The 17,416-nt window shown below is 30.2% G+C and carries 16 protein-coding genes; 7 read left to right on the top strand and 9 right to left on the bottom strand.

Annotated elements, in window-relative coordinates; translation table 11 throughout:
* Positions 1 to 164: 164 nt before the first annotated feature.
* From noc to rpmH, 9 genes are all read right to left on the bottom strand, one after another.
* Positions 165 to 941 carry a nucleoid occlusion protein gene (noc, locus tag I6U51_RS08910; RefSeq protein WP_211142329.1) on the bottom strand — a complete coding sequence of 259 codons (777 nt, stop codon included), beginning with the start codon at positions 939 to 941 and terminating at the stop codon, positions 165 to 167.
* A 101-nt stretch (positions 942 to 1,042) separates the two neighbouring features.
* The gene (gene rsmG / locus I6U51_RS08905; RefSeq protein WP_211142328.1) at positions 1,043 to 1,762 is read right to left on the bottom strand and encodes a 16S rRNA (guanine(527)-N(7))-methyltransferase RsmG; all 720 of its coding nucleotides are present in this window, start codon (positions 1,760 to 1,762) and stop codon (positions 1,043 to 1,045) included.
* Between the two features lie 315 nt (positions 1,763 to 2,077).
* Positions 2,078 to 3,982 carry a tRNA uridine-5-carboxymethylaminomethyl(34) synthesis enzyme MnmG gene (mnmG, locus tag I6U51_RS08900; protein WP_211142327.1) on the bottom strand — a complete coding sequence of 635 codons (1,905 nt, stop codon included), beginning with the start codon at positions 3,980 to 3,982 and terminating at the stop codon, positions 2,078 to 2,080.
* A gap of 9 nt (positions 3,983 to 3,991) precedes the next feature.
* Positions 3,992 to 5,371: a tRNA uridine-5-carboxymethylaminomethyl(34) synthesis GTPase MnmE gene (gene mnmE, locus I6U51_RS08895; protein WP_211142451.1), complete on the bottom strand. Its 1,380-nt coding sequence runs from the start codon at positions 5,369 to 5,371 to the stop codon at positions 3,992 to 3,994.
* Positions 5,372 to 5,586: 215 nt separating this feature from the next.
* Positions 5,587 to 6,213, bottom strand: coding sequence for an RNA-binding cell elongation regulator Jag/EloR (gene jag, locus I6U51_RS08890; RefSeq protein ID WP_211142326.1), 627 nt, complete (start codon positions 6,211 to 6,213; stop codon positions 5,587 to 5,589).
* A 13-nt stretch (positions 6,214 to 6,226) separates the two neighbouring features.
* The gene (yidC, locus tag I6U51_RS08885) at positions 6,227 to 6,886 is read right to left on the bottom strand and encodes a membrane protein insertase YidC (RefSeq protein WP_211142325.1); all 660 of its coding nucleotides are present in this window, start codon (positions 6,884 to 6,886) and stop codon (positions 6,227 to 6,229) included.
* 20 nt (positions 6,887 to 6,906) lie between these two features.
* Positions 6,907 to 7,116: a membrane protein insertion efficiency factor YidD gene (gene yidD / locus I6U51_RS08880; RefSeq protein ID WP_211142324.1), complete on the bottom strand. Its 210-nt coding sequence runs from the start codon at positions 7,114 to 7,116 to the stop codon at positions 6,907 to 6,909.
* Positions 7,117 to 7,449 carry a ribonuclease P protein component gene (gene rnpA / locus I6U51_RS08875; RefSeq protein ID WP_211142323.1) on the bottom strand — a complete coding sequence of 111 codons (333 nt, stop codon included), beginning with the start codon at positions 7,447 to 7,449 and terminating at the stop codon, positions 7,117 to 7,119.
* A gap of 55 nt (positions 7,450 to 7,504) precedes the next feature.
* Complete coding sequence (gene rpmH / locus I6U51_RS08870; RefSeq protein WP_178906164.1) at positions 7,505 to 7,639, bottom strand: 50S ribosomal protein L34; 135 nt, start codon at positions 7,637 to 7,639, stop codon at positions 7,505 to 7,507.
* A gap of 571 nt (positions 7,640 to 8,210) precedes the next feature.
* Between rpmH and dnaA the strand changes: the two genes are divergently transcribed.
* The 7 genes from dnaA to gyrA all read left to right on the top strand — a co-directional run bounded on the left by dnaA (position 8,211) and on the right by gyrA (position 17,051).
* Positions 8,211 to 9,563, top strand: coding sequence for a chromosomal replication initiator protein DnaA (dnaA, locus tag I6U51_RS08865; RefSeq protein WP_211142322.1), 1,353 nt, complete (start codon positions 8,211 to 8,213; stop codon positions 9,561 to 9,563).
* Between the two features lie 260 nt (positions 9,564 to 9,823).
* Positions 9,824 to 10,927 (top strand): DNA polymerase III subunit beta, encoded by a 1,104-nt coding sequence (gene dnaN, locus I6U51_RS08860; protein WP_211142321.1) that lies wholly within the window; start codon positions 9,824 to 9,826, stop codon positions 10,925 to 10,927.
* Positions 10,928 to 10,952: 25 nt separating this feature from the next.
* Complete coding sequence (yaaA, locus tag I6U51_RS08855) at positions 10,953 to 11,159, top strand: S4 domain-containing protein YaaA (RefSeq protein ID WP_178906161.1); 207 nt, start codon at positions 10,953 to 10,955, stop codon at positions 11,157 to 11,159.
* Positions 11,160 to 11,260: 101 nt separating this feature from the next.
* Positions 11,261 to 12,352: a DNA replication/repair protein RecF gene (gene recF, locus I6U51_RS08850; RefSeq protein WP_211142320.1), complete on the top strand. Its 1,092-nt coding sequence runs from the start codon at positions 11,261 to 11,263 to the stop codon at positions 12,350 to 12,352.
* 21 nt (positions 12,353 to 12,373) lie between these two features.
* Entirely contained in the window at positions 12,374 to 12,637 is a 264-nt protein-coding gene (gene remB, locus I6U51_RS08845; protein WP_178906159.1) for an extracellular matrix regulator RemB, read from the top strand.
* Between the two features lie 15 nt (positions 12,638 to 12,652).
* Entirely contained in the window at positions 12,653 to 14,566 is a 1,914-nt protein-coding gene (gyrB, locus tag I6U51_RS08840) for a DNA topoisomerase (ATP-hydrolyzing) subunit B (protein WP_211142319.1), read from the top strand.
* 16 nt (positions 14,567 to 14,582) lie between these two features.
* The gene (gene gyrA, locus I6U51_RS08835; protein WP_211142318.1) at positions 14,583 to 17,051 is read left to right on the top strand and encodes a DNA gyrase subunit A; all 2,469 of its coding nucleotides are present in this window, start codon (positions 14,583 to 14,585) and stop codon (positions 17,049 to 17,051) included.
* The last annotated feature ends 365 nt before the right edge of the window (positions 17,052 to 17,416 follow it).

The raw sequence follows: 17,416 nt of genomic DNA, 5'->3' as shown, positions 1-17,416 counted from the left end.
AATAAAAGTATTTTATATTAAAATTATCGATGAATTAACTTTTATTTTAATATTAATATAAAACCAGACAAAAAAAGTTCTTGAGCAATTGCCCAAGAACAAATATTAAAACAAACTCTAATTTTTTTGAAATTAATTATAGGTAAATGTTTCACGTGAAACATTTATTTTTTCGGAATAGTAATGGTTATTTCAATTTTATCATCCAGATCTTTTGATGCATATTGAGCATTTAATCCAAACTTATCAAATACTTGTCTTACAGTATTGATATACACCTTGGATGAAAATATACCTTTTATTTTCTTTTTTACAGAAGTAGCTTTCCCATGTTCAATTTTACTTAGCTCTTTTTCAATAAGATCTTCAGTCTTCTTAACATTCAGCACTTTTTTTACAACTATTTTTAATATTTTTTTCTGCAACTGTACATCAGGTAACTTAAGTAAAGCCCTTGCATGTCTTTCAGTTAAATTATTTTCTAATAGGATACTTCTTACTTCAGGTTCTAGTCTAAGTAATCTAATCTTATTAGCAATAGTTGATTGCTTTTTCCCAATTGCTTCAGCTAATTTTTCTTGAGTATAGGAATGATCCTTTATTAAATTGTAGTAAGCTTCAGCTTCTTCTAAAAAATTTAAATTCTCTCTCTGCAAATTCTCCAATAGTGCAATAGCTGCAGATTCTCTATCGCTAATATCTACTATTATAACCGGTACTTCAGTTAACCCAGCTTTTTTGGCTGCTCTAAGTCTTCTCTCACCTGCTACAAGTTCATACTTATCATCAGGAAGCCTTCTCACAGATAAAGGTTGAATTATACCATATGCATTTATAGATTGAGCTAATTCTTCAAGACTTTCTTCATCAAAATATTTTCTTGGTTGATATAAATTAGGTAAAATTGAATCAACACATATATAATTGATATTATTTTGCATATTAACCATCCCTCTTACTCTTTCCTATTTATTAACATTTCTTCATTCTTTTATAATTTCCTTCTTTTTTATTTAATTTTTTTACGACAAATTAATACACTTTATTTTAAAGGTTTTTTCGCAGCTGTTCCAGCCTTTCTTGGATACACTTTTGGAGTTTCTTTTACCTTTTTTATTATAACTAAATTATGATTTAAGTCGCTATTTTCTATCTCTATCTTAACTATATCTTCAATTTTTCCTCCGAGAATGGATACTGCATTTTTCCCTTCCTTAATTTCATCATCCACAGATGGTCCCTTCATAGCAACAAAATATCCTCCAACCCTTACATATGGAATACATAGTTCACTTAACACTGCAAGGTTAGCAACTGCTCTTGATACTGCTGCATCACATTTTTCTCTATATTCACTTTTTCTTGAAAAATCCTCTGCCCTTCCATGAATAGTTGTTATATTTTTTAAATCTATTTTATTTATCACTTCATTTAAAAAATTAATTCTCTTATTTAAGGAATCTAAAAGTATCATATTTACATCTGGTTTAACAATTTTTATAGGTATACCAGGAAAACCAGCACCAGTTCCCACATCTATAATACTTTTTGCTTCCTTTAGAGGAGAAAATTTAAATATTTTTATACAATCTATAAAGTGTTTTTTTATTATTTGTTCATCATCTATTATAGCTGTAAGGTTAACCTTTTCATTCCAAAACTTTATTAATTCTTTATAATCAATAAACTTTTCATAAATTTTATTATCCATTGATAATCCCACATCTGAACATGCAGAATTCATTATGTCAAAATATTCCATATAGCAACTCTCCATTCTTGATATTTTATGTAATTCGGTTAAATTTACTTGTATCAATTATTACCCGAAATATATCTACTAGCTAAATATGTATATAATATTTAAAAATAGGATTCTTAGCTTAAGTTAAAATTTCTCAAAATAATAAATAAGCTATGAGTCCCAACTTTAATGAAACTATGAAAACTTTCTTCAGATGAATATTGAAAATTCCACCTAAAGCCTAAGTAAATACAAATATATTATAGTATAATGTTAATTGATTATGTAGTATAAAAATCAACATTATACTATAATAAAAACTACTATTATTAATTACATTATTTCATTATTTGAACTTTCACTTTTAGCTCTATATTCACGTTCTAAGTATATCAATAATACAGAAACATCAGCTGGAGAAACTCCTGAAATTCTTGATGCCTGACCTATGCTAATAGGTCTTATTTTATCAAGCTTTTGAGTTGCTTCCAGTCTCAATCCTTTAATATTACCATAATCTATATCTTTTGGTATGAGTTTACTTTCGAATTTCTTAAACTGCTCAACCTGATCTAATTGCTTGCTTATATATCCTTCATATTTAGATATAATGTTTACTTGATCTGTTATATCATCGTCAAGTTCTGGCCTATCTTTATCGATTGGTGCAAGTTTGCCATAATCAAGCTCAGGTCGCTTTATAAGCTCATATAAACTTATATTCTTTTTAAGTTCTGTGGAATCCAATGTGTTTAAAAACTCAACAACTTCTTTTTTAGGTGTTATTTGAAGGTTTTTTATTCTCTCTACTTCTAATTCTATTGCTTTTTTTCTATTTATAAATCTTTCATATCTATCTTCGCTAACAAGCCCAACTTCATAGCCTATCTCCGTTAACCTCAAATCTGCATTGTCTTGTCTTAATAAAAGTCTATACTCCGAACGTGATGTCATCATTCTATATGGTTCCTCAGTTCCTTTAGTAACTAAATCATCAATTAGAACTCCTATATATCCATCTGATCTTCTTAAGATTAATGGTTCTCTTCCCTTAACTTCAAGTGAAGCATTTATTCCTGCAATTATGCCTTGAGCTGCTGCTTCTTCATATCCAGAACTTCCATTCACCTGTCCTGCACCAAAAAGCCCTTCTACATTTTTGAATTCTAATGAAGGTTTTAATTGAAGTGGATTTATACAGTCATATTCTATAGCATAACCACTTCTTACTATCTCTGCATTTTCCAGCCCTGTAATAGTTCTGTACATAGCAATTTGCACATCTTCTGGTAGTGATGTAGAAGCTCCTCCTATATAAAGTTCTTCTGTATTTTCTCCTTCAGGCTCTACAAATATCTGATGCTTTTCCTTATCAGGAAATCTTACAACTTTATCTTCAATAGAAGGACAGTATCTTGGTCCAACGGATTTAATAGTACCATTGTATAAAGGAGACCTATATATATTATCTCTTATAACCTTAAGGGTATCATCCGTTGTATAAGTTAAATAGCATGGTATTTGTTTTCTCTCTAACTTGCCACTCATAAATGAAAATGGAACTATTTTTTCATCACCATTTTGTATTATCATTTTTGTAAAATCTACACTTCTTCTATTTATTCTTGCAGGTGTACCAGTTTTAAATCTTCTAATTTCTATGCCTAAATCTAATAAACTTTGTGACAAATCATTAGCGGGCATAAAACCATTTGGACCTGAGTTATAACTGACATCACCTATAATAACCTTTCCCTTTAAGTAAGTACCCGTAGCAAGAATTACTGTTTTAGTTTTAAAATATGCACCATTCTTAGTTAATACACCGCATACTTTTCCTTCTTCTGTTTTTATAGATATTACCTCTAGCTGCCTTAAGTCAAGATTAGATTCCTTTTCAAGAATATGCTTCATCTTATCTGCATATCTTTTTTTATCCGCTTGAGCTCTTAATGAATGCACTGCAGGTCCTTTAGATGTATTTAACATTCTCGATTGTATAAAAGTATGATCAATATTGATTCCCATTTCTCCGCCTAAAGCATCTATTTCCCTAACTAAGTGTCCTTTTGCTGTTCCACCAATGTTAGGATTACAAGGCATAAAAGCTACACTATCTAAGTTCATTGTACATAGTAAGGTCTTGCAACCAATTCTAGCTGCAGCAAGACTAGCCTCACATCCAGCATGCCCTGCTCCAACAACAACTACATCATATTCTCCTCCAAAATACTCCATATATTTAACCTACTTTCCTAAACAAAATTCTGCAAATATCTTATCTATTATATCTTCCTCTAATGTATCTCCAGTTATTTCTCCTAGGTTGCTCCAAGCGTTTCTTATGTCTATAGACGCCAAATCTATCGCTAATGTATTTTCTAAGGCATCTATTGCTTGAATACAGTTTTCCTTTGCCTTAATTAGTGCCTCTTTATGTCTTGTGCTAGTTATAAGTATATCCTTTGACTTTACTTCACCCCTGAAAAATAACTCTCTTATACATTCTTTTAACCTATCCAAGCCTCGACCTGTCTTTGCTGAAGTTTCTATTATATATTTTGAATTCAGATTACTAATACTTTCCCTATTTATTTTACCATCTAAATCAGATTTATTTAATAAAATAATGTATTTTTTATCCTTTATATATTCTATAATTTCCTTATCTTCCTCATCTAGCTCTCTACTTAAATCAAGCATCAATATAATTAAATCGGCTTCATTTATCTTTTCTTTAGATTTTTCAACGCCTATTTTTTCAACAACATCTTCTGTCTCTCTTATCCCTGCTGTATCTATAATTTTTACAGGCACTCCATCTATATTTATATATTCCTCAATTACATCTCTTGTAGTTCCTGGCACATCTGTAACTATAGCTCTCTTTTCCATTAATAGCGAATTTAAAAGAGATGATTTGCCTACATTAGGTTTACCAACAATAACAGTATTAAGTCCTTCTCGGATTATTTTTCCCTCATCTGCAGTACTTAATATTTCTTTTATTTTATTTAAAATAGATGTAAGATCATATGTTACTTTATCTGCAGTCATTTCCTCTAAATCTTCTTCTGGATAGTCTACCGTAGCCTCAATATGCGCAATTATCTCTAATAGTTTTCCTCTAATATTATTTATCTCTCTAGAAACTCTACCATTAGATTGCTGAACTGCTGATTTCATAGAAAGTTCAGTTTTTGCTCTAATTATATCTATAACAGCCTCTGCCTGACTTAAATCAATTCTTCCGTTTAAAAATGCTCGTTTTGTAAATTCACCTGGTTCAGCAAGTCTTGCACCATTTTTTATTACTTCTTCTAATATTTTTTGCGTTGAAATTACACCGCCATGACAATTTATTTCAACAGTATCTTCTGCTGTAAAGCTTCTTGGAGCTTTCATATAGCTTACTAAAACCTCGTCTAAAGTATCTCCTGTTTCTTTTTCTATTATAAATCCATATCTCATAGTATATGGTTTTATATCTTCTAGCCCTTTTTCTCTTTTTCCTTTAAATATACCAGCTACAATATCTAACGCTTTAGATCCTGAGACTCTTATTATCGATATTCCTCCCTCTCCTAAAACAGTTGCAATTGCCGCTATTGTATCAAATTCTTTCATCATATCACTCCTTTTATTATATAACTGAAACTCCTTCTCCTTACGTCGAATGAGCAAGCGATTCACTTAAAATCAGCACTCTGTGTAAGTGACTATCACCAAATCAGCACTCTGTGTAAGCGATCATCTCAAAATCATAGATTTTGGATGCCTGCTTAAGATTTGGGATATCTACTTAAGATTTTGGTTCTCTGCTTAAAGCAAAAAGAAAGCCATTAGGCTTTCTTTAAATCTACTACAACTTTTCTAAAAGGCTCTTCACCTTCACTATAAGTATTAACATAAAAATCATTTTGAAGTGCAGAGTGAATTATTCTTCTTTCATATGGATTCATTGGTTCTAGTTTAACAGGTCGTCCTGTTCTCCTAACCTTCTCTGCTATTCTTCTTGCTAATCTTTTTAATGTTTCTTCTCTTTTTATTCTATAGTTCTCAGTATCTAAAATAACTCTCTTATATTCCATTTCATGGCCTTTATTTACAACCAAGCTTATAAGATACTGAAGTGAATCTAAAGTTTCGCCTCTATACCCTATAAGTATTCCCATATCTGGTCCTGTTAAAGATACTTTTACAACATTATTTTCTTCTTTTACCCTTATTTCAGCTTTAACACCCATGCGATCTAAAACATCCCTAATAAATGTTTTAGCTTCATACATGTAATCTCTTTTTACTTTTACTCTTATTTTAGCAGGTCTTGCGCCTATTAAATTGAAGAAACCTTTATTTCCTGCATCTAAAACTTCTACTTCTATTTTATCTTCTGTAACCTTGAGTTCATTTAGAGCATTTTTCAAAGCTTCTTCAACAGTTCTTCCGGTCATTTCTATAACCTTCATACCATAGTCCCCCCTAAGCTTTACTAGTGCTTTTATTTATACCAAGTCTTTTCATAACTAATGTTTGTGTTATTTGAATTAAATTATTTACTACCCAATATAGTACTAACGCTGACTTTAAGCTCCAGCTTATGAAAATCATGAATATAGACATACCTATGTTCATAGTTGCTGATTGCTTGGCTTGAGCACTATCTCCAGTAGGCATCATTAGTGATCCTGAATAGTATGTAGTTATACCTGAAAGAACAGCTAGAACAACATCTCTTTTAGCTAAGTCTTGTATCCATAAAAAGTGAACACCGTTTATACCAGTTAAATTGTTAAATACATAATAAAGCGCTATAAAAATAGGCCACTGAATAAGCATTGGCAAACATCCACTAAGAGGATTTGCTCCTTTTTCTTTATAAAGCTTCATCATTTCTTGTTGTGCTCTCTGAGGGTCATTTTTATATTTTTCCTGTATTTTCTTAGTTTCTGGTTGTAATTCACTCATTGCTATAGAAGATTTAGTTTGTTTAATATTCAATGGTAACAATATTAATCTAATTATTAAAGTCATCAAAATTATAGCCAAACCATAAGAAATATTCTTATTAGGGATTGCTATAGTCACCCATTGATGAACCAATTCAAAAAACTGAACAAACGCACTGTTTAAGTACTGCAAATTGTAAACCTCCTGATAATTTATTTGACTGGATCATATCCACCTTCATTTAAAGGATTGCACCTTAATATTCTTTTTATAGCCATAAATCCACCTTTTAATACACCATATTTCTCCAGAGCATCTAATGCATACTGGGAACAAGTTGGATAAAATCTACAACATGGCTGTTTTAAAGGTGACAAATATTTTCTATAAATTTTAATAAAAAAGACTAAAAATTCTTTCATTTAATCGTAGAGACCTGCCTTTTTAAAAATATTTTTAACAGCTTCATCTATTTCAATATAACTTTTTCCATTGGCAGCATTTCTAGCTATAAATACAAAATCATATCCGACGTGTAATTTACTGCAATTTAATCTGTAACTCTCTTTAATTAATCGTTTAACTCTATTTCGTATTACACTTTTACCTACTTTTTTGCTTACTGATATACCTAATCTATTTATATTTTTTCTATTCTTATATATATATAATACCAATAAAGCATTTGAAAATGATTTTCCTCTTCTATATATAGCTCTAAACTCTACATTCTTTCTTATTTTATTGACTTTCATTATTCAATTAGCTCCTTTTTTCTGCAGTTGCAGAAAAAGGCCACAAAAGCGGCCCTTATGCTGTTAATCTTTTTCTACCTTTTTGTCTTCTTCTCTTAAGAACATTTCTTCCTGATAAAGTACTCATTCTTTTTCTGAAACCATGCTCTTTTTTTCTTTGTTTCTTTTTTGGTTGATAAGTCATAAACATGTTCTTACACCCCCTTTTAGGCAAGTTATATTACCCTCTTAACTATATATTAAGCTCACGAGGATTATTTGCTACTATTCAACTCATAAGTGTACTTCCTTAAAGTTTCACTATTAAATTATATATTCCTAATGTTCCGATGTCAACATAAATTCTTGAAGTACCAAATGCTTCAAAAACTGACTTGTTAATATTTTTTATTACTTTTTTGTGGATAACTTATTGAATAGGTTGTCAGCTTTTGATATTATTAATAGAGAGTTGTGTATAACTTTTGTGGCACGTAAGTTATCCACACCTGTGAATAAAATTGTGTATAACTTGTTTAATATTCTATAAAATTATACTTACTTTTCATATTTTTGACTAATTTCTTAGCATTATTCAGTGTTGATAATGTTAATATTTATTTTTTGTACCTTTGTTGATAATTTTTTTTGAATTATATTATCAACAACTTTTATAACATGTGAATATTTTAATAAACATTTGTCAAGAAAATATAATAATGTTTATAATTATGTTTATTTAATGTGAATTTTATTTTTTATTCGAGACTGGAGGATATAGAATGAATGCCCATTTAAAAGAAACATGGGAAAAAACTCTAAACATAATTAAAGGAGAACTTACTGAAGTAAGTTTTAATACTTGGATTAAAAGCATAATCCCCTTATCTATTGAAAAAGATGTACTTAAATTAAGTGTTCCAAATGATTTTACTAAAGGAATTCTTGACAGTAGATACAAGGAGCTAATTGTGAATGCTCTTAAGCTTATTACTTCAAAAAAATACAATGTAGAGTTTTTTATACTATCTGAAGAAGCAGTTGATTCTGAAGAGCCCAAACCCAAAATAATTAATGATAAACCTGCTATTACAGTAAATGATGAAATGTCTGCAATGCTTAACCCTAAATATACTTTTGATTCTTTTGTCATAGGAAACAGCAATAGATTTGCTCATGCAGCATCGCTAGCTGTAGCAGAAGCTCCAGCTAAAGCATACAATCCTTTATTTATCTATGGAGGAGTTGGACTTGGAAAAACTCACTTAATGCATGCCATAGGCCATTATATACTTAAAAATAATTCAAAATCAAAAGTAGTTTACGTTTCTTCTGAAAAGTTTACTAATGAACTTATAAACTCTATTAAAGATGATAAAAATGAAGACTTTAGAAATAAATATAGAAACATTGATGTTCTTTTAATAGATGATGTTCAATTTATTGCAGGAAAAGAGAGAACTCAAGAAGAGTTTTTCCATACCTTTAATGCATTACATGAGGCTAATAAACAAATTATTCTTTCAAGTGATAGGCCTCCAAAGGAAATACCTACACTTGAAGATAGACTTCGTTCTAGATTTGAATGGGGACTTATAGCAGATATACAGGCACCTGATTTTGAAACAAGAATGGCTATCCTTAAGAAAAAAGCAGATGTAGAGAACTTAAATATTCCAAATGAAGTTATGGTATATATAGCTACTAAGATTAAATCAAATATAAGAGAATTAGAAGGTGCGTTAATAAGAATTGTTGCATTTTCTTCATTAACAAATAAAGAAATAAGCGTAGATTTAGCTACTGAAGCCTTAAAAGATATTATATCAAGCAAACAATCTAAGCAGGTAACAATAGATTTAATTCAGGATGTAGTTTCAAATTACTTTAGTCTTAAGATAGAAGATTTAAAATCATCTAGACGAACTAGAAATGTAGCATTTCCACGACAAATAGCTATGTATCTTTCTAGAAAACTTACAGACATGTCCCTTCCAAAGATAGGAGAGGAATTTGGTGGTAGAGATCATACTACAGTAATACATGCATATGAAAAAATATCAAGTAATTTAAAATCTGATGAGGGACTTCAAAATGTTATTAATGACCTTACAAAAAAAATAGATCAAAAATAGGTTATTAACATCTGTTTATATTAAATGTAGGATACTATGTTGATAACTAAATATTATCATTTATGCATTTAATAATGTGGATAAAGTTAATTATATTAGATTTACTTATCCACACTTATTTTTTCTCTATTTTTAAGTGTTTTCAACAGGTCTATGGGTTATCAACATACTCACAGCCCCTACTACTATTACTACTAGAAATTATTTAATTATCTACTCTATATATAGCGAAAATATATTGTGAATAAGGAGGGTTTTTAATGAGATTCACATGCGAAAAATCTATTCTACAAGAAGGTATATCCACAGCTCAAAAAGCTGTTACTGGTAAGTCAACTATGCCTGTTCTAAATGGCATATTAATTAAAACTTTTAACAATGAAATAATTTTAACAGGTTCAGATATAGATCTAAGTATAGAAACTAGAGTAAAAGCTGAAATATTAGAAGAGGGAAGCATAGTAATAGATGCTAAAATTTTTGGTGAAATAATAAGAAAACTTCCAAATGACGTAATACACATTAATACAATAGATAATAATTCTATCGAGATTTTATGCCAAAAGTCCAGATTTACTCTTATTCATATGAACGCAGATGATTTTCCTGAACTTCCTAATATAAACGAAAATATGATATTTTCTATACCCCAAAAGATACTAAAAAATATGATAAAAAGTACTATTTTTGCTACAGCACAAGACGATACTAGACCTATACTTACAGGTGTTTTATTTGAAATAAATAATAAAAATTTGAATCTTGTCGCTTTAGATGGTTATAGATTAGCATTAAGATCTGAGATTTTAGAAACAGATAATACTATAAATGCTGTAATTCCAGGTAAAACTTTAAATGAAGTATCTAAAATACTAGAAGAAGAGGATGAAAATGTTAATATAACATTTACACCTAATCATATATTATTTAGTTTAGGTGAAACTAAGATTATATCTAGGTTACTAGAAGGTGATTTCATAAAATATAATTCCATAATTCCAAGTGAATATAACTTAAAAGCTATCGCTAAGAGAGCGGATTTATTGAATTGTATTGAGAGAGCATCATTAATGGCTAAAGAAGGGAATACAAATCTTGTAAAACTTAGTATTGAAGATGAAAATATGGTTATAACCTCTAATTCTCAATTGGGAATGGTAAGGGAAGAACTTAATATTATTTTGCAAGGAGAGCCTCTGCAAATTGCATTTAATTCGAAATATCTTATAGATGTGTTGAAAATAATGGATGAAGATGAAATTGTAATGGAATTCTCTAGTAGCGTAAGCCCTTGTTTACTGAAAAATAAAGAAGTGAATAATTGTACTTATTTAGTACTTCCTGTAAGATTATTAAATCATTAAAGAAATAGAAATGGAGATACTAAAAATGAAGGATATAAAAATAAATACTGAATTTATTAAACTTGACTCTTTTTTAAAGTGGGTCGGAGCTGTTTCTCTAGGATCTGAAGCTAAAATGGTTATACAAGATGGAATGGTTATTGTAAATGGTGAGGTAGAGACAAGAAGAGGAAAAAAGATTATTAAAGGAGATACAATAGAATTTAATGGAGAAACTTACACAATAATATAATTTACAATTATTATTTAAATGAATTATAATTATAATTTATGAAAGTAATATAGTTAATTGTGTATTAACTATATTATGGTATAATTATACTAGGTGTTTTTATGTATGTTAAATATTTACAACTTATTAATTATAGGAATTATAAAGAGCTTAACATAGAATTAAGCAAAAGTGTTAATGTATTCATCGGAAATAATGCTCAAGGAAAAACAAATATTTTGGAAAGCATATACTATTGCAGTATTGGTAAATCCCCTAGAACAAGTAGAGATAAGGAGCTTATCAACTGGAATGGTGAGGAGGCCTATATAAAATTATATGTGTCTAAGGAAAGATTAGACAAAAAGATAGAAATAAAAATATTCAAAGAAGGGAAAAAGGGCATAAATGTAAACTCAATAAAGGTAAATAAGATATCTGAGTTGATAGGAGTTTTAAATGTTGTCATTTTCTCTCCAGAAGATTTGAAAATAGTCAAAGAATCTCCGTCTTTTAGAAGGAAATTTTTAGATATTGAATTATGCAAATTAAGCAAAAAATACTATTTTAATTTAGTTCAATATAATAAGTCATTAAATGAACGAAATATAATTTTAAAGAAGTATAATGAAAAGCAAGAATATATGTTAGAAGTATACGATGAACAGCTCTCTAAATATGGAGGAGCAATAGTAAAGGCAAGGGATAAATATATAAAGAGCTTGAATGATAAAGGCAAATCAATACACAGTGATATAACATCAAAAGCTGAGAATATCGATTTTAATTATATAACATCTGTTAAAAATGTAGACAATGCAGAACATGAACTTCTAGATATGTTGAAGATTAATAGAATAAAAGATTTCGAAAAAAGAGCAACTTCAATAGGTCCACATAGAGATGATTTTAATATAAGAATAAATGGAATAGACACAAAAGTTTTTGGTTCTCAGGGACAACAAAGAACTTCAGTTTTAACTATTAAATTTGCTTCTTTAGAGATAGTAAAAGAAGTTACAGGGGAATACCCTGTGCTTTTACTCGATGATGTACTATCTGAACTTGATGCAAATAGGCAAAAATTTATATTAAATTCAATTAGTAATATACAGACATTTATAACTTGCACTGGTATTGGAGATATAGAAAAATACCTAAAAAATGAGGCTCAACTGTTTAAAGTTAAGAATGGTACTGTAGAGATAGTTTAAAATTTGAAAGGGGATTAGCTTATGTTTCTGCATTTAGGAGAAAATGTAGTAGTACCAATAAAAGATATAATTGGAATATTTGACATGGAAACTTCAATGTATAGTTCTGATACAATCCAATTTTTAAGAATGGCTGAGGAAGATGGTTTTGTTCAAAGAATAACTAAGGATAAACCAAAGTCATTTATAATAGCTGAAGTGGATAAAAAAAGTAAGGTTTATTTATCCCCTATATCTTCAGCAACTTTAACAAAAAGATCAGAACTTCTGTATTATGAGCCTTAGGATAGGAGGATAGATATGACAGAAGAAAAAAAACAAATTTATGATGAAAGTCAGATACAAGTATTAGAGGGGTTAGAAGCAGTAAGAAAAAGACCAGGAATGTATATAGGCAGCACTAGCTCTAGAGGGCTTCATCATTTGGTATATGAAATAGTAGACAATAGTATAGATGAAGCACTGGCTGGATTCTGCAAAAATATAGATATAACTATACATGAGAATAATTCTATAACCGTTATTGATGATGGTAGGGGTATGCCTGTTGGTATACATCCTAAAATGCAAAAACCAACAGTAGAAGTCATAATGACAGTACTTCATGCAGGTGGTAAATTTGGAGGCGGTGGATATAAAGTATCTGGTGGACTACACGGAGTTGGAGCATCAGTTGTAAATGCGCTTTCAGAGTTATGCGAAGTTGAAGTTAAAAGAGAAGGTCACATATGGAAACAAGTTTACAAAAGAGGTAAAGCTATAACTGGGCTAGAAATAGTAGGCGATAGTGATGATCATGGAACAAAAACACATTTTCAGCCTGATAGCGACATATTTGATGAAATAGAATATGATTATGATACCTTAGCACAAAGACTTAGAGAACTTGCATTTTTAAATAAGGGTATAAAGATAACATTAAATGATGATAGAAACAATAAAAAAGAAGTATTTCATTATGAAGGCGGTATTAAATCTTTTGTTGCTTACTTAAATAGAAATAAAGAGACAGTTCATAAAGAGCCAATATATATCGAAGGAAAGAAGGATGATTATTCAGTAGAAATAGCTATTCAATATAACGATAGCTATGCTGAAAATATCTTTTCCTTTGCCAACAACATAGATACAGTTGAAGGTGGAACACATCTAGCAGGTTTCAAATCAGCGCTTACGAGAGTTTTTAATGATTATGCTAAAAAGTTTGGTATATTAAAAGAAAATGATAAAAATTTATCCGGTGAAGATATAAGGGAAGGCTTAACAGCTGTTATATCAGTAAAATTAACAGATCCTCAATTTGAAGGTCAGACTAAGACTAAACTTGGTAATAGTGAAGTACGTGGTATAGTTGATAGTATAGTTGGGGAAGGGGTAAGTGTTTTCCTTGAAGAAAACCCACAGATATCTAAAAATGTAGTTGATAAAGCATTAATGGCAGCGCGTGCTAGAGAAGCAGCTAGAAAAGCAAGAGAACTTACTCGTCGTAAGTCTGTTCTTGAGAGTACTTCCTTACCTGGAAAGCTTGCTGATTGTTCATCTAAAGACCCTTTAGAATGTGAAATTTATTTAGTAGAGGGTGATTCAGCTGGTGGTTCTGCAAAGCAGGGAAGAAATAGAAGATTTCAAGCCATATTACCTCTTCGTGGTAAAATAATGAATGTTGAAAAACAAAGACTTGATAAAATTTTAGGATACGAAGAAATAAGAGCTATGATAACAGCTTTTGGTGGAGGAATTGGTAAAGACTTTGATATAGAAAAAATAAGATATAATAGAATAATTATAATGACAGATGCAGACGTGGATGGCGCACATATAAGAACCTTATTACTTACATTCTTCTACAGATATATGAAAGAGCTTGTAGAGCAAGGACACATATATATAGCTCAACCACCACTTTATAAAGTAACAAAAAATAAAAAGGATAGTTATGCTTATAGTGATAAAGAGTTAGAAAGATTGTTACAAGAGTTAGGTGGAAAAGACAATAATACAAATATTCAAAGATATAAAGGACTTGGAGAAATGGATGCTGCACAGCTTTGGGAGACCACTATGAACCCAGAAGAAAGAACATTGCTGCAAGTAACAGTAGAGGATGCTATGGCTGCTGATGAAATATTTACTATACTTATGGGTGACAAGGTAGAACCACGTAGAGAGTTCATAACGGAAAATGCGAAGAAAGTTATTAACTTAGACATATAGCAAAGAGGTGTAATTAATGTTGAATGAAGGAAAAGTTTTACCAGTAGACATAAGCCATGAAATGAAAAAGTGTTATATAGATTATGCTATGAGTGTTATTGTAGGTCGTGCATTACCAGACGTAAGAGACGGATTGAAGCCTGTACATAGAAGAATTTTATACTCTATGTACGAACTTGGATTAACTCCAGAGAAGGGCTATAGAAAATGTGCAAGAATTGTTGGAGATGTTTTAGGTAAATACCATCCACATGGAGATACAGCTGTATATGATGCTTTGGTTAGAATGGCCCAAGATTTTTCTATAAGATATACATTAGTTAATGGCCATGGAAACTTTGGATCTGTTGATGGTGATAGTGCGGCTGCAATGAGATATACCGAGGCAAAAATGAGTAAGATAACTCTTGAAATGCTTAGGGAAATAAATAAAAATACAGTAGATTTTATTCCAAACTTTGATGGTGAGGAACAAGAACCTTCTGTAATACCTTCAAGATTTCCTAACTTACTTGTTAATGGATCAGCAGGAATTGCAGTAGGAATGGCTACTAACATACCACCACATAACTTAACAGAAGTTATAAATGGTATAGTTATGCTTATTGATAATCCAGATTGCTCGATTTTAGATTTAATGACTGAAATTAAGGGGCCTGATTTTCCGACATCTGGAATTATACTTGGTACATCTGGAATTAGATCTGCATATGAAACAGGTAGAGGAAAGGTCATTGTAAGAGCAAAAGCTGATATAGAAGAGGAAAAAGGAAGACATAGAATTATTGTAACTGAAATACCTTATCAAGTTAACAAAGCAAAGCTTATTGAAAATATGGCAGATTTAGTTAAGGATAAGAAGATAGAAGGTATATCAGACATAAGAGATGAATCAGACAGAGATGGCATGAGAATTGTAATAGAGCTAAAAAGAGATGCTAATCCTAATATAATATTAAATCAGCTCTATAAACATACTAAAATGCAAGATACTTTTGGTATCATAATGATTGCACTAGTAAATAATGAACCACAAGTTTTGAATTTAAAACAAGTTCTTGTTCATTATTTAGATTTCCAAAAGGAAGTAATAAGAAGAAGAACTAGATTTGATCTAGATAAAGCGCTTGCTCGTGCGCATATTTTGGAAGGTTTAAAAATTGCACTTGATCATATTGATGAAGTTATTAACCTTATAAGATCTTCTAAGAACGCTGAAGAGGCGAAAAATGGACTTATGGCTAAGTTTAGTCTTTCTGAAAAGCAGGCACAGGCTATACTTGATATGAGGTTACAAAGACTTACAGGTCTTGAAAGAGAGAAAATTGAGCAAGAATATAATGAATTAATGAAGACTATTGCGTATCTAAAAGAAATACTGGAAAAAGAAGAATTAGTCTTAAAAATAATAAAAGAAGAACTTATTGAAATAAAGAATAAGTATGGCGATGAAAGAAGAACAGAAATACAAAGAAATAATGATGAAATTAACATAGAGGACTTAATACAAGAGCAAGAAGTTGTAATAACCCTTACCCACGCAGGATATATAAAGAGAATATTAGCTGATACTTATTCTGCTCAGAAAAGAGGGGGAAAGGGAATACAGGCAATGGCTACAAAAGAAGATGATTTTGTAGAACATATGTTTATAACTTCTACCCATAATAACATTCTATTCTTTACAAACAAAGGAAGAGTTCATAAATTAAAGGGATATGAAATACCTGAGGCAGGAAGAACTGCTAAGGGAACTAATCTTATAAATTTGATACCTATAGACACTGATGAAAAAATACAGGCAGTTATAACCTTTAAAGAGTTTAATGAGAATAATTATTTCATAATGGGAACCAAAGAAGGTTTAATTAAAAAAACACAGATGAGTCAATACTCTTCTATTAGAAAAAATGGTTTAAATGCTATAAACCTAAAAGAGGGTGATGAGCTTATAGGTGTTAAGATGACTACAGGAGAAAGTGAGATTCTCGTATTCACTAAAAATGGTTATGCAATAAGATTTAAAGAAACAGATGTAAGGCCTATGGGGAGAACTGCCACAGGTGTAAGAGCTATAACTTTAAGGGATGGAGATATAGCTGTAGCTATGGATATTGTAGCAGAGGATCAAGATGTTTTAGTTATAAGTGAAAATGGATTTGGAAAAAGAACTCCTGTTTCTGAATATACTGCCCATAGAAGAGGTGGTAAAGGAATTATAACCTACAAGGTTAATGATAAAACAGGTTCAATAGTTGGAGCAAGAGTAGTAAAAGATGAAGATGAAATGATGCTTATCAACAGTAGTAATGTAGCTATAAGGATTAATGTATCTGGAATATCTACTACTAGTAGAAATACTAGTGGAGTTACATTAATGAGAACTGAAGAAGAACAAAAGGTAGTTGCGATTGCTAAAATAAATTATAGTGATGAAATTGAAAATATTGAAAACACTGAAGATGCGCAAAATGTTGAAGAGTAAAAAGCTATAATGAAGAGGTTAGATTATGTAATCTAACCTCTTTTTTTAGATAATTTTTATAAACTGTACCACGTGTATCAGTATAAAAAATAATGAGAAAAAACTGTCCATTATAAAGGAAATTGAAGTTAAATTACATTATTGGGTTAATAGTTGTATACAACATAATATAATTTTGATAAAATGTTTCTTGTCGCTGATTGATGCGACAAAATTCAGCTTTCATATCAGTAAAATAATATTGACAAAGCTGAATCGTAGTGATAAACTGTAAAAGTTCAATAAGTTTGTCACAAAAGTTCAATGAAAAATAACTTGAAAAAAAGTTATTGACAAGGTTGAGAAGTTGTGATAAACTACAATAG

The organism is Clostridium aciditolerans, assembly GCF_016316925.1.
Lineage (GTDB): Bacteria > Bacillota > Clostridia > Clostridiales > Clostridiaceae > Clostridium_AM > Clostridium_AM aciditolerans.
This window is presented reverse-complemented; position numbering and strand designations above follow the sequence as displayed.